The sequence below is a fragment of the Pseudomonas sp. MYb60 genome (assembly GCF_002979555.1).
Classification (GTDB): Bacteria; Pseudomonadota; Gammaproteobacteria; order Pseudomonadales; family Pseudomonadaceae; genus Aquipseudomonas.
The window spans coordinates 277,415-291,406 of the sequence record NZ_PCOZ01000004.1; the positions used below are offsets into that span (position 1 = coordinate 277,415).

Sequence of the window (13,992 nt, forward strand, 5' to 3'; positions counted from 1 at the left end):
CTACATTTCCTACAAACCGTATTAGGCACAGTCAGCAACTGACAGACGGCGCCTCGCACCGTTACAATTACCGACTTTGTCGCAACGCTTGGAGCTCAACCTTCCGTGCCCGTCCTGCGTCTACCGCTTCTCCCTGCTGCGGCAGGCAAACAGCACTGGGGCAACCTGCCCGGTGCCGCCCTGAGCCTGGCCATTGCCGAGGCTGCCAGCGCAGCCAAGCGCTTTACCCTGCTGCTTACCGCCGACAGCCAAAGTGCCGAACGGCTGGAGCAGGAGCTGAGCTTCTTCGCCCCCGATTTGCCGGTCCTGCATTTTCCCGATTGGGAAACCCTGCCCTACGACCTGTTCTCGCCGCACCAGGACATCATTTCCCAGCGCATCGCCAGCCTGTACCGCTTGCCGGAACTGGCCCACGGCGTGCTGGTGGTGCCGATCACCACCGCCCTGCATCGCCTGGCACCGACCAAGTTCCTGCTGGGCAGCAGCCTGGTGCTGGACATCGGCCAGAAGCTCGACGTCGAGCAAATGCGCACGCGCCTGGAAGCCAGCGGCTACCGCTGCGTCGACACGGTGTACGAACACGGTGAGTTCGCGGTGCGCGGTGCACTGATCGACCTGTTCCCGATGGGCAGCAAGTTGCCCTATCGCATCGACCTGTTCGATGACGAAATCGAGACACTGCGTACCTTCGATCCGGAAAACCAGCGCTCCATCGATAAGGTCGACTCGGTCAAGCTGCTGCCCGCACGGGAATTCCCGCTGCAAAAGGACGCGGTCACGCGCTTCAAGGCGCGCTTCCGTGAACGCTTCGACGTGGACTTCCGCCGCTGCCCGATCTTCCAGGACTTGAGCAGCGGGATTACACCGGCCGGTATCGAGTACTACCTGCCGCTGTTCTTCGACGAAACCTCCACCCTCTTCGATTACCTGCCCCAGGACACCCAGGTGTTCTCGCTGCCGGGCATCGAGCAGGCAGCGGAAAACTTCTGGAACGATGTGCGCAACCGCTATGAAGAGCGCCGCGTCGATCCCTCCCGGCCTTTACTGCCGCCTGCCGAATTGTTTCTGCCAGTGGAAGACTGCTTCGCCCGCCTGAAAAGCTGGCCGCGCGTGGTCGCCAGCCAGCAAGACGTGGACGCCGGCAGCGGCCGTGAACGCTTCCCGGCGCAGACGCTGCCCAACCTGGCGATTGAAGCCAAGGCCAACCAGCCACTGGAAGCGCTGTCCAATTTCCTCGGCGACTTTCCTGGCCGCGTGCTGTTTACCGCCGAATCCGCCGGCCGCCGTGAAGTGCTGCTGGAACTGCTGGAGCGCCTCAAGCTGCGCCCGAAAACCGTCGACAGCTGGCCGGATTTCGTCAAGGGCAAGGATCGCCTGGCGATCACCATCGCACCGCTGGATGAAGGTTTGCTGCTGGAAGACCCCGCCCTGGCGCTGATCGCCGAAAGCCCCCTGTTCGGCCAACGCGTGATGCAGCGCCGCCGCCGTGAAAAACGCGCGGACGCCAACAACGACGCGGTGATCAAGAACCTGACCGAGCTGCGCGAAGGCGCGCCGGTGGTGCACATCGACCACGGCGTTGGTCGTTACCTCGGCCTGCAGACCCTGGAGATCGATAACCAGGCCGCCGAATTCCTCACCATGGAATACGCCGAAGGCGCCAAGCTCTATGTGCCGGTGGCCAGCCTGCATTTGATCGCCCGCTACACCGGCAGCGACGATGCCCTGGCGCCGCTGCACCGCCTGGGTTCCGAGACCTGGCAGAAAGCCAAGCGCAAGGCCGCCGAACAGGTGCGCGATGTGGCGGCCGAATTGCTCGACATCTATGCCCGCCGCGCCGCCCGCGAAGGCTACGCGTTTGCCGACCCAAAAGCCGACTACGCCACCTTCAGCGCCGGTTTCCCCTTCGAAGAAACCCCGGACCAGCAAACCACCATCGAAGCGGTGCGCGCCGACATGCTCGCGCCCAAGCCGATGGACCGCCTGGTCTGCGGCGACGTGGGCTTCGGCAAGACTGAAGTGGCCATGCGTGCCGCGTTCATCGCCGTACACGGCGGCCGCCAAGTGGCGATTCTGGTGCCCACCACCCTGCTCGCCCAACAGCACTACAACAGCTTCCGCGACCGCTTCGCCGACTGGCCGGTGACCGTGGAAGTGATGAGCCGCTTCAAGTCGGCCAAGGAAGTGAATGCCGCCATCGCCGACCTGGCCGAAGGCAAGATCGACATTGTGATCGGCACCCACAAGCTGCTGTCGGACGATGTGAAGATCAAGAACCTGGGCCTGGTGATCATCGACGAAGAGCACCGCTTCGGCGTGCGCCAGAAGGAACAGCTCAAAGCCCTGCGCAGCGAAGTCGACATCCTGACCCTCACCGCCACGCCGATTCCGCGCACGCTGAACATGGCGGTGTCGGGCATGCGCGACTTGTCGATCATCGCCACGCCGCCGGCACGCCGCCTGTCGGTGCGCACCTTCGTGATGGAGCAGAACAAAAGCACGGTCAAGGAAGCGCTGCTGCGTGAACTGCTGCGCGGCGGGCAGGTGTACTACCTGCACAACGATGTGAAGACCATCGAGAAATGCGCCGCCGACCTCGCCGAACTGGTACCGGAGGCGCGTATCGCCATCGGCCACGGGCAGATGCGCGAGCGCGAACTCGAACAGGTGATGAGCGACTTCTACCACAAGCGCTTCAACGTGCTGATTGCCTCGACCATCATCGAGACCGGCATCGACGTGCCAAGCGCCAACACCATCATCATCGAGCGTGCCGACAAGTTCGGCCTGGCCCAGTTGCACCAGTTGCGCGGCCGGGTCGGGCGCAGCCACCACCAGGCGTATGCCTACCTGCTGACGCCGCCACGCCAACAAATCACCTCCGACGCCGAAAAGCGTCTGGAAGCCATCGCCAACACCCAGGACCTGGGCGCCGGTTTCGTACTGGCCACCAACGACCTGGAAATCCGTGGCGCCGGCGAACTGCTGGGCGACGGCCAGAGCGGGCAGATCCAGGCCGTGGGCTTCACCCTCTATATGGAGATGCTGGAGCGCGCGGTGAAAGCCATCCGCAAAGGCGAGCAACCCAACCTCGACCAACCGTTGGGCGGCGGTCCGGAAATCAACCTGCGCTTGCCGGCGTTGATTCCCGAGGACTACCTGCCGGATGTGCATGCGCGGCTGATCCTGTACAAGCGCATCGCCTCGGCCACCGACGAAGAAGGCCTCAAGGACCTGCAAGTGGAGATGATCGACCGCTTCGGCCTGTTGCCGGAACCGACCAAGAACCTGGTGCGCCTGACCCTGCTCAAATTGCAGGCCGAGCAACTGGGCATCAAGAAGGTCGACGCCGGGCCGCAGGGTGGGCGCATCGAGTTTGAAGCGCAGACCCCGGTGGACCCGCTGGTGCTGATCAAGCTGATCCAGGGCCAGCCCAACCGCTACAAGTTCGAAGGGGCTACGCTATTCAAATTCATGGCGCCGATGGAACGCGCCGAAGAACGTTTCAATACCTTGGAGGCGCTGTTCGAGCGCCTCATTCCGAAATCTGTTTGAAGGACGCCGTCATGCGCCTGTTCCGCATTTTGAGCCTGTTGTTGGTGGTCGTGGCCCCGGCGGCGTTCGCCGACAGCCCGTACCAGGTGGAAATGATCCTGGTGCGCCAGAACGCCGAGCCGGTGATCAATAGCCGCGCCGCACCCGAAGACTGGGATGCGGGCGCCACGCGCCTGGGCGACAAAATGAGCCCGCCGCGCCTGGGCAATATCGTCGACAAACTGCGCGGCGACAGCAGCTACACAGTGCTGGCGCACAAGGCCTGGGAACAGAACCTTGGCGAACAACCGGTAAACATTGCGATTACCGACGGCCAGGAGCAATTCGGCCAGTTCCCCATCGAAGGCGTGTTGCGCCTGCAATTGGGCCGCTTTACCGATATTGACGCGGATTTCTGGGTCAACCAGTTCGACAGCAATGGCAGCGTGATTGCCAGTGAACACTTGCGCCAGGCCGACGTGCGCACCAAAAACAACCAGCTCAACTACCTGGACGGCGGCCACCTGGCGCTGCTGATCAAAATCACCTCGCTGACCGCCAAGCCACCGAGCGCACCTCCGTCTGACATTCAGGACTGATCCCGCGCCATGTCCCTGACGTCGCAGTTGACCAAACCCCTGGCCCCGTCGTGGGCCAATCGCTTCAAGGAGCAAAGCCTGGAGCGTGGGCGGCGGTACGCCCTGGAGAATCGGGTGCGCATCGTCGAGTCCGGCGACAGCACCATCGTCGCCAGTTGCGAAGGCTCAGGGGGCAATGTTTATCGACAAACCATCTCCCTGCGCGAGTCGGCCAAAGGCACGCTGATCCTGGTGGACAGCCGCTGTACCTGCCCGGTACACACCAACTGCAAACACATCGCGGCGGTGCTGCTCAAGGTCCAGGAAACCCTGGCCTACCCCGCCGCCGCCCAGGATGCCGAACTGCTGGAAAAACTCCAGGCCGTGCTGGATAACCGTGTGGTACTGCCCCAGGTGGTAATGGAAGACGTGCTGCCCGTGCCGCGCCTGTGGCTGGCCAGCGTGGAATTCAGCGCCTTCGAGCCGCGCAACGGCAAGATGCAGCGCTACATCCAGCACCGTGCGGCGTTGTCGTTCAACTACTTGGACACCTATGTCAGCGGGCAGAAAAACGCCGATATCATCGTGCGCCAGGAAACCCAGAGCCTGCGCATCAAGCGTCACCCAGAGCGGGAGCAGCAGTATCGCGAGCAGTTGCGCCTGCTGGGGTTCAAGATCGCCACGCGCCAGAGCAAGGCCTTGCCGGAAAGCGCCGGCGAACTGTTCGAGATGGTCAACGACAGTGCCTGGCTGACCTTCACCCTCAATGCCACGCCGACCTTGCGCAGCGAGGGCTGGGAGCTGCTGATAGACGACGATTTCGGTTTCGACCTGAGCGCCGTCGACGACTGGTACGCCACGGTCGATGAAGGCCCGGAGCGCGACTGGTTTGACCTGGAGCTGGGGATCATCGTCAACGGTGAGCGGCTGAGCCTGCTGCCGATCCTGCTGAACCTGATGCGCTCCCACACCGAAATCCTCAACCCGGAAAAGCTCGCACGGCGCCGTGATGACGAACTGATCCTGGTGAACATTCCCGGCTTGCCGAACGGCCATGGCCCGATACAGGTCGCCTTGCCCTACGGCCGATTGAAACCGGTGCTTGCCACCCTTGGGGAGTTTTACCTACAAGAGTCCGGCACCACCACGCTGCGCCTGGCCAAGGCCGATGCGATTCGCTTGAACCCGCTGGAAGACCTGCCCCTGCAATGGGAGGGTGGCGAGAAGATCCGTCACTTCGCCCAGCGCCTGCGGGACATCAAGGACTTCAGTTGCGTGGCGCCTGAAGGCTTGAACGCAACGTTGCGCCCGTATCAGTTGGAAGGCCTGAGCTGGATGCAGTCATTGCGTCAGCTCGACGTTGGCGGGATTCTTGCGGATGACATGGGACTGGGCAAAACCTTGCAGACCCTGGCACATATTCTTACCGAGAAAGCCGCCGGACGCCTGGACCGCCCCTGCATGGTGGTGATGCCCACCAGCCTGATTCCCAATTGGCTGGATGAGGCAGCGCACTTTACCCCGCAGCTCAAGGTGGTGGCGCTGTACGGCGCCGGGCGCAAGAAACATTTCCCCCACTTGCAGGATTACGACCTGCTGCTGACCACCTACGCCCTGCTGCCCAAGGACATCGAACGGCTTGCCGCACAGCCCTTGCACGTGCTGATCCTGGACGAAGCGCAGTACATCAAGAACCCCTCCAGCAAAGCCGCCCAGGCAGCCCGCGAGCTGAATGCCCGGCAGCGCCTGTGCCTGAGCGGCACCCCATTGGAAAACCACTTGGGTGAGCTGTGGTCACTGTTCCATTTCCTGTTGCCGGGTTGGCTGGGGGACGTGAAGAGCTTCAACCGCGATTACCGTGTGCCTATCGAAAAACGCGCCAGTGAGGTGCGATTGCAACACCTCAACGGTCGGATAAAACCCTTCCTGCTGCGCCGCACCAAGGAGCAAGTGGCCACCGAGCTGCCGCCCAAGACCGAGATCGTCCATTGGGTCGACCTCAACGAAGCGCAGCGCGACGTGTACGAAACCATGCGCCTGGCCATGGACAAGAAAGTGCGCGACGAGATCACGCGCAAAGGCGTGGCGCGCAGCCAGATCATCATTCTGGAAGCGCTGCTCAAGCTGCGCCAGGTGTGCTGCGACTTGCGCCTGGTCAATGATGCCACCCTCCCCGCGCGGGGAAGCAGCTCGGGCAAGCTCGACAGCCTGATGGAAATGCTCGAAGCGCTGTTTGAGGAGGGTCGACGGATCCTGCTGTTTTCCCAATTCACCTCGATGCTCAGCCTGATCGAAATCGAACTGAAAAATCGCGGTATTTCCTACGCCTTGCTGACCGGCCAAACCCGGGACCGGCGCACGCCGGTGAAGGACTTCCAGAGCGGCAAGCTGCAGATTTTCCTGATCAGCCTGAAGGCCGGTGGCGTAGGCCTGAACCTGACCGAAGCCGACACAGTGATCCACTACGACCCGTGGTGGAACCCGGCTACGGAAAACCAGGCCACCGACCGCGCCTATCGCATCGGTCAGGAGAAGCCGGTGTTCGTCTACAAGATGATTGCCCGGGGCACGGTGGAGGAGAAAATCCAGCACCTGCAGAAGGAGAAATCCGACCTGGCGGCGGGTGTGCTCGATGGGCGTACCACCGGTGACTGGCAGCTGGGCAACGAGGATATCGAAGCGCTGTTTGCGCCGTTGCCCAACAAACAAGTGTAGGAGCTGGCTAGCCTGCGATGGCCGCGACTGGGTCTTCAGCCAATCAACTGAGCATCCCGCAACGCAGTCAGCGCCGCCAACCACCGCGGGTCTTGCTTGTAATCCGTCGACGCAATCGCCTGGCCGCGCATGCGTGCGATTCGAGCCGATGGCGTGACCTTCATACGCTGGGCGGCGGTCAACGCCAATTCGGCAGCCGCACGGTCGTTGCACACCAACCCCATGTCGCAACCCGCCGTCAGCGCCGCTTCAATCCGGCTGGCCGCATCGCCGACCACATGGGCACCGGCCATCGACAGATCATCGCTGAAAATCACCCCATCAAACTTCAACTCGCCACGCAGGATGTCCTGCAACCAGCGGCGCGAGAAACCAGCAGGCTGGGCATCCACTTGCGGATAGATCACGTGGGCCGGCATCACCGCCGCCAATTGCTGGCTCAGGCGTGCGAAAGGCACCAGGTCATGGGCGCGAATCTGTTCCAGGCTGCGTTCGTCATTGGGAATCGCGACGTGGGAATCCGCCTCAGCCCATCCGTGACCCGGGAAGTGCTTGCCGGTGGCCGCCATGCCGGCGCTGTTCATGCCACGGATAAATGCACCCGCCAATACAGCGGCGCGCTCGGGGTCGCCTTCGAAGGAACGGGTGCCGACCACGGCGCTGCGCTGGTAATCCAGGTCCAGCACCGGGGCGAAGCTCAGGTCGAGGCCCACTGCCAGCACTTCGGTGGCCATTATCCAGCCGCACTGCTCTGCCAAGTGTTCGGCGTTGGGGTTGTCGGCCAGCGCACGCATGGCCGGCAGGCGTACAAAGCCCTGACGCAGGCGCTGGACACGACCGCCCTCCTGGTCGACTGCCAGCAGCAAATCCGGGCGCACGGCACGAATCGCCGCGCTCAACTCCCGCACCTGACGCGGGTGTTCGATGTTGCGCGCAAAAATGATCAGGCCGCCCACTTCAGGCTGGCGCAACAGGTGGCGATCCTCGGCCGTCAGCCAGGTACCGGCAACGTCGACCATCAAAGAACCTTGCAGGGCAGCAGTCATAAACCTTCCTTAAATAACGCACACAACCCGTTGCTCTCAGCGGGCGCGGTGAGCGCGGCGAGTGCAACGGGTTGCGAGTAAATAGCTGAATTCGGCATGGGCGGCTAGCTTAGCGGATGCAAGCGGCCGCGCACACCCAGTGCGATCAAACCTTGGCGACTGCCGGCGGGGTTTTGCTGCGGGGACGCAATTGAGCGGCAGCCATGGCAGGGTCGGTCACGCCGGACTCCGCGCGCATGCCGGCGGCCAGGAACGGCACCATCAGGCGCATCACTTGCTCGATGGACGTATTGACGCCGAAATCGGTCTCGGCAATGGCGCGCAAGGCCTTGATCCCGGACATGCTGAACGCAGCAGCACCGAGCATGAAATGCACACGCCAGAACAGCTCAATCGGGGGAATGCGCGGCGCGGCTTCGTTGACCAGCAGCATATAGCGGCGGAACACCTTGCCGTACATGTCTTCCAGGTAACGACGCAGGTGACCCTGGCTCTGGCTGAACGCCAGGCCCAGCAGGCGCATGAAGATCGACAGGTCGTTGCCACTGCGCGGCTGGACGACTAAGGCTTGCTCGACAAGGATTTCCAGCAGGTCTTCCAGGGTTGGCTTGTGATCAGCCTTGGCCTGGCGGCGTTCGAGTTCGCGATCAAGACTCGCGCAGAACGGCCCCAGAAAGCGCGAGAACACGGCCTGGATCAAGGCTTTTTTCGAGCCGAAATGGTAATTCACTGCCGCGAGGTTGACCCCGGCCTTGCTGGTGATCAGCCGCAATGAAGTTTCAGCAAATCCTTTTTCCGCGAACAATTGCTCGGCAGCATCGAGAATGCGTTCAACGGTTTCCGACTGGGCCATGGCTACTCCGCCTGACAAACACTTGTTTGAAACATACGTTTCAGGGTGTGTCTTGTCAAGCCTGGGGGTCCGCTTTCCGGCCGGGCAGTCATCTGATTCGTCGCTATTAAATCACATCCGCTTCTGTCTGTAGGCAGCGCTCTACAAGCCTTGTAGGACGAATGACGGACGACCGTCCAGCGGTGTGCATCAAAAGGATGATTGCCAAGTGCAGTTCACTGTATATAATCCCAGTCACTGTATAAAAAGACAGAGCGATCAACATGCTAAAACTGACGCCACGCCAAGCTGAGATTCTGGCTTTTATCAAGCGCTGCCTCGATGACAACGGCTACCCGCCGACGCGAGCAGAGATTGCGCTGGAGCTGGGGTTCAAGTCCCCCAATGCCGCTGAAGAACACCTGAAGGCCCTCGCCCGCAAAGGCGCGATCGAAATGACCCCGGGCGCTTCGCGTGGGATTCGCATCCCTGGCTTCGAGGCCAAGGCCGACGAATCGACCCTGCCGATCATCGGCCGCGTTGCTGCGGGTGCGCCGATCCTGGCGCAGCAGCACGTCGAGGAGTCCTGCAACATCAACCCGACCTTCTTCCATCCTCGCGCCGATTACCTGTTGCGGGTGCATGGCATGAGCATGAAGGACGTGGGCATCTTCGACGGAGACCTGCTGGCGGTCCACACCACTCGCGAAGCCCGTAACGGCCAGATTGTCGTCGCCCGTATCGGCGATGAAGTCACCGTCAAACGCTTCAAGCGCGAAGGCAGCAAGGTCTGGCTACTGGCCGAGAACCCTGAGTTCGCCCCGATTGAAGTGAACCTGAAAGACCAGGACCTGGTGATCGAAGGCCTGAGCGTCGGCGTCATTCGCCGCTAAAGGAGGCATCATGCAGCTCGTGCACACCCCACAACACACGCAACTGTCGCTGTTCGAGGCCTTCATGGCCCAACCTCTAGCGCCCATCCTCAAGGAAACGGTCGAGGCGCCCTGGAGTGCCGAACCCGAGGTGTTCAGTGAATTGTCGTTGCGCGGTGCGGCCGGGAGCTGCCTGAGCCTGCTGGCGCCGATCCTGCGTGAACTCAGCGAAGAGCAGGATGCCCGCTGGTTGACGCTGATCGCCCCGCCGGCCAGCCTGACCCAGGCCTGGCTGCGGGATGCCGGCCTCAACCGCGAGCGCATCCTGCTGCTACAACCCCGCGGTGCGCAAAGTGCCCAGCAATTGACGTGCGAAGCCTTGCGTCTGGGTCGTAGTCATACGGTGGTGAGCTGGTTGAATCCGTTGAATGCGAGCGCCAAGCAGCAATTGATCAGCGCCGCACGTACCGGCGATGCTCAGAGTTTGAATATTCGATTGGGATGAACGGGCTTCTGTGGTGAGCGGGTTTGCCCCGCGACGGGTTGCGAAGCAGCCCCACAACCAGGCACCGTGGAATGCCTGATGTACCGCATCAATCTATGCAGGGGCGCTTCGCAGCCCAGCGCGAGCAAGCTTAGTCACCACAAAAAGCTTGTGAGCCACAAAAAGACTTCAGTGAAGTACCCGCGGCCCATCTTCCTTCTCTGGCTCACCTTCCGCCAGACGACCTGCCATCTGCACACCGACGCTCAACATGGCTTTGGCTACTTCCACGTGTTGGCCTTGCAGAAACGCCTTGGCATCCTCGGAAAAATCCAAAGTCACCAGAGAACCCTCGTCCTCCGCTCGGCGCAGCTCGATTCGGCCGTCAGGCAATTCAACAATTTCCAGAAAGGACGTCGACATAACAATCTGTTCTCCACGAAAGGCCGGGATTATATCAGTCATCCACCCGGCATCGCTGAGGATCTGAACAGGTTTCTTGACAGCTTGATGAATGGTCGCTGCCTAACGCCTACAGGATGATCAACATTCGTTAAGGCCTTCACGAAAGCGCAGCGCCATCTTTTTCAGTTCCTGGCGCCAGCCTTCCAGCTCTTCCCGGCTCAACGGCTTGGGTTCTTCCTCTTCCACCGCAACTGCCACGATCAGCGGCTGGGTCACATCCCCCTTGGGCACATGGGGGATACGCGGTGGCTGGAACATATCCGCATGGGCCTTGAGCAGGCGCGCAACCCAACTATCGGGGCTTTGAGCCATTTCAACCAGTTCGGCCAGTTCAGGAATTGCCATCGAATCCAGCACTTCGCGATTCATGATCATTTCTGCACGGGGCGAGCCGGCTTGGGGCAGGCGATAAAAGCCGGCTATTTCGTGGCACAGGCCCAGCAAGGCACCGTACAAGTGGAACAACGCCGCTTCACGCCCCGCCTGGACCAGAGCGATGGCGTTCATCTCCTTCCCGTCCTCGGCACGGCCAAGGGCTTCCAGAGACAAACCCGCGAAGTAAATTTTCTGGTTGGTACGGGTATAGAGTTCGTTGGCCATGACGGCAATCTCCACAACGAATAAGCGTGATGCTGGCTGAACAGTGTCACGGATCAGCCGAGTTTACTGCAAGTGCAATAAACCGCTGCTCGTGCGGATCAACAGACGACTTTCAGAACCAGACAGATCCAAATGCGGGAGGGGGCAAGCCCCTCCGACATTGGATCTTCAGCGCATTCGATGGATCAAGCGCCCTGGCGCTTGTCCTCGACCTTCCACTTGCCGCCGTCGTAGAACGCCTTCCAGCCGGTAGGCTTGCCGTCCACTTCGGTCTGCACGTACTGCTCCTTGGTCTTGCGGCTGTAGCGGATCACGGCTGGACGACCATCCGGGTCCTTCTTCGGCGCTTCACACAGGAAGTGGTACTTCGGATCGATCTCATCCTTGTGCGGCACGATCTCCAGCACCAGCGGTGCACGGGTCTCGCGGTTTTTCGGGAACTGGCTGGCAGCCAGGAACAGCCCCGAAGCGCCATCACGCAGGATGTAGGTGTCGTTGACCTTCTCGCATTTGAGCTCAGGCATCTTCACCGGGTCCATCTTCGGCGGCGCCGCATCACCGCTTTTCAGCAGTTTGCGGGTGTTCTTGCAGGTCGGGTTGGTGCACCCGAAGAACTTGCCGAAACGGCCAGTCTTGAGCTGCATCTCGCTGCCACACTTGTCGCACTCCAGGCTCGGACCTTCGTAGCCCTTGATGCGGTAGGTGCCCTCTTCGATCTCATAGCCATTGCAATCCGGGTTGTTACCGCAGATGTGCAACTTGTGCTTCTCGTCCAGCAGGTAGGCGTCCATCGCCGTGCTGCAGATCGGGCAACGGTGCTTGCCACGCAGTACCAGCGACTCGGATTCACCCTCGTCATCGGCGGCGATTTCATCACCCGGCACCAGGTTGACGGTGGCCTTGCAGCGTTCTTTCGGCGGCAGGCTGTAGCCCGAGCAGCCGAGGAACACGCCGGTGGACGCTGTACGAATCTGCATGGGGCGGCCGCAGGTCTGGCACGGGATGTCAGTCATCACCGGCTGGTTGGCGCGCATGCCGTTTTCCGGGCTTTCAGCAACTTCGAGTTTCTTTTTGAAGTCGCCGTAGAACTCGTCCAGCACGTTTTTCCAGTCGCGCTCGCCCTGGGCCACGTCATCGAGGTTCTCTTCCATGCCGGCGGTGAAGCCGTAGTCCATCAGGTTGGAGAAGCTCTCGGACAAGCGTTCGGTAACGATGTCGCCCATCTTTTCCGAATAGAAACGACGGTTGTGCAGCGCTACGTAGCCACGGTCCTGAATGGTGGAGATGATCGCCGCGTAGGTCGAAGGACGACCGATACCGCGTTTCTCCATCTCTTTCACCAGGCTGGCTTCCGAATAACGCGCCGGCGGCTTGGTGAAGTGCTGGGACGGGTCGAGCTGGATCAGCTTGAGCGTGTCGCCCTGGGCCATGTCCGGCAGCACATCGTCATCACCTGGCTTGGCGATTTGCGGCATCACACGGGTGTAACCGTCGAACTTGAGGATACGGCCTTTGGCACGCAGCTCGAAATCCGAGGCCGCCACGGTGACCGTGGTGGACAGGTATTGCGCCGGCAGCATCTGGCAGGCCAGGAACTGGCGCCAGATCAGCTCGTAGAGGCGCTCAGCGTCGCGTTCCATGCCACTCAGCTTGGCCGGCGTGGTGTTGGCGTCGGAAGGACGAATCGCTTCGTGAGCTTCCTGAGCGCCTTCCTTGCTGCTGTAGACGTTCGGTTTCTCCGGCAGGTATTTGCTGCCGAATTCGCCTTCAATATAAGTACGCGCCATCGCCACCGCGTCTTGCGACAGGTTGGTGGAGTCAGTACGCATGTACGTGATGTAGCCCGCTTCGTACAAACGCTGGGCCATCATCATGGTTTTCTTCACACCGAAGCCCAGGCGGTTACTCGCGGCCTGCTGCAGGGTGGACGTGATGAACGGTGCCGACGGCTTGCTGCTGGTGGGCTTGTCTTCACGCTTGACGATGCTGTAGCTGGACGCCTTGAGCTTTTCCAGCGCGGCCATAGCCTGAGCTTCGTTCAGCGGCTTGAAGGCTTCGCCCTTCTCGCGGGCCACTTCAAAGCGAACGTTGGCGCCCTTGGCAGTGCCCAGGTCGGCGTGGACTTCCCAGTACTCTTCAGGGATGAACGCACGGATCTCGCGCTCACGCTCCACCACCAGTTTTACCGCAACCGATTGCACACGGCCGGCGGACAAGCCACGGGCGATCTTGGCCCACAGCAGCGGCGAGACCATGTAGCCAACGACGCGATCGAGGAAACGACGGGCCTGCTGGGCGTTGACACGGTCGATATCCAGCTCGCCCGGCTTGGAGAAAGCTTCCTGGATGGCTTTCTTGGTGATTTCGTTGAACACCACACGCTTGTAGCGGCTGTCATCACCGCCGATGGCTTCCCGCAGGTGCCAGGCAATGGCTTCCCCTTCGCGGTCCAAGTCCGTTGCGAGATAGATGGTGTCGGCATCCTTGGCGAGCCGGCGCAGCTCTTCGATAACCTTTTCCTTGCCAGGAAGGATCTCGTACTTGGCCTTCCAGCCATGATCCGGGTCCACACCCATGCGCGAGACCAGCTGCTTGCGCGCTTTCTCCTTAGGGGTGAGCACCGGGCCTTCGCCCGCAGCCGCCTTGCCGCGCTTGGCGGCAGGCTCCTTGCTGGCGCTAGCCGAACCGCTGGTGGGCAGGTCTCGGATATGGCCGATACTCGACTTCACCACGTACTCGTTGCCCAAGTACTTGTTGATGGTCTTGGCCTTAGCCGGGGATTCCACAATGACCAGCGATTTGCCCATGGATCGGAAAATTCCTGAATTCGAGAAGAGAAAGGCAGTTGGCGCCTGTCGCGGCAACG

The 13,992-nt window shown here is 61.3% G+C and carries 10 protein-coding genes; 5 read left to right on the forward strand and 5 right to left on the reverse strand.

Features of this window, described 5'->3' with window-relative positions:
- The first annotated feature begins 105 nt into the window (after window positions 1–105).
- Genes mfd through CQ041_RS09140 form a run of 3 tightly spaced genes read left to right on the forward strand, consistent with a single transcriptional unit; the run spans window position 106 to window position 6,827 of the window.
- Entirely contained in the window at window positions 106–3,555 is a 3,450-nt protein-coding gene (mfd, locus tag CQ041_RS09130) for a transcription-repair coupling factor (RefSeq protein WP_105522459.1), read from the forward strand.
- Between the two features lie 11 nt (window positions 3,556–3,566).
- A complete protein-coding gene (locus CQ041_RS09135; protein ID WP_105522460.1) occupies window positions 3,567–4,133 on the forward strand; it encodes a CsiV family protein in 567 nt (188 codons plus the stop codon).
- Window positions 4,134–4,142: 9 nt separating this feature from the next.
- Window positions 4,143–6,827, forward strand: a complete 2,685-nt coding sequence (locus CQ041_RS09140; protein ID WP_105522461.1) for a DEAD/DEAH box helicase — start codon at window positions 4,143–4,145, stop codon at window positions 6,825–6,827.
- A 35-nt stretch (window positions 6,828–6,862) separates the two neighbouring features.
- On the opposite strand, the gene nagZ is transcribed toward CQ041_RS09140, so the two are convergent.
- The gene (gene nagZ / locus CQ041_RS09145; protein ID WP_105522462.1) at window positions 6,863–7,873 is read right to left on the reverse strand and encodes a beta-N-acetylhexosaminidase; all 1,011 of its coding nucleotides are present in this window, start codon (window positions 7,871–7,873) and stop codon (window positions 6,863–6,865) included.
- Between the two features lie 145 nt (window positions 7,874–8,018).
- Window positions 8,019–8,726 (reverse strand): TetR/AcrR family transcriptional regulator, encoded by a 708-nt coding sequence (locus CQ041_RS09150; protein WP_105522463.1) that lies wholly within the window; start codon window positions 8,724–8,726, stop codon window positions 8,019–8,021.
- Between the two features lie 263 nt (window positions 8,727–8,989).
- Here CQ041_RS09150 and lexA point away from each other — a divergent pair, with 263 nt between their 5' ends.
- Complete coding sequence (gene lexA / locus CQ041_RS09155) at window positions 8,990–9,598, forward strand: transcriptional repressor LexA (protein WP_003172575.1); 609 nt, start codon at window positions 8,990–8,992, stop codon at window positions 9,596–9,598.
- A gap of 10 nt (window positions 9,599–9,608) precedes the next feature.
- Window positions 9,609–10,082, forward strand: a complete 474-nt coding sequence (gene sulA / locus CQ041_RS09160) for an SOS-induced cell division inhibitor SulA (RefSeq protein ID WP_105522464.1) — start codon at window positions 9,609–9,611, stop codon at window positions 10,080–10,082.
- Between the two features lie 168 nt (window positions 10,083–10,250).
- Here sulA and CQ041_RS09165 read toward each other — a convergent pair whose 3' ends face one another.
- The 3 genes from CQ041_RS09165 to topA all read right to left on the reverse strand — a co-directional run bounded on the left by CQ041_RS09165 (window position 10,251) and on the right by topA (window position 13,933).
- Window positions 10,251–10,484, reverse strand: coding sequence for a hypothetical protein (locus tag CQ041_RS09165; protein ID WP_105522592.1), 234 nt, complete (start codon window positions 10,482–10,484; stop codon window positions 10,251–10,253).
- 120 nt (window positions 10,485–10,604) lie between these two features.
- Entirely contained in the window at window positions 10,605–11,126 is a 522-nt protein-coding gene (locus CQ041_RS09170; RefSeq protein ID WP_105522465.1) for a DUF6586 family protein, read from the reverse strand.
- A 185-nt stretch (window positions 11,127–11,311) separates the two neighbouring features.
- Complete coding sequence (gene topA / locus CQ041_RS09175; protein ID WP_105522466.1) at window positions 11,312–13,933, reverse strand: type I DNA topoisomerase; 2,622 nt, start codon at window positions 13,931–13,933, stop codon at window positions 11,312–11,314.
- Window positions 13,934–13,992 lie beyond the last annotated feature (59 nt).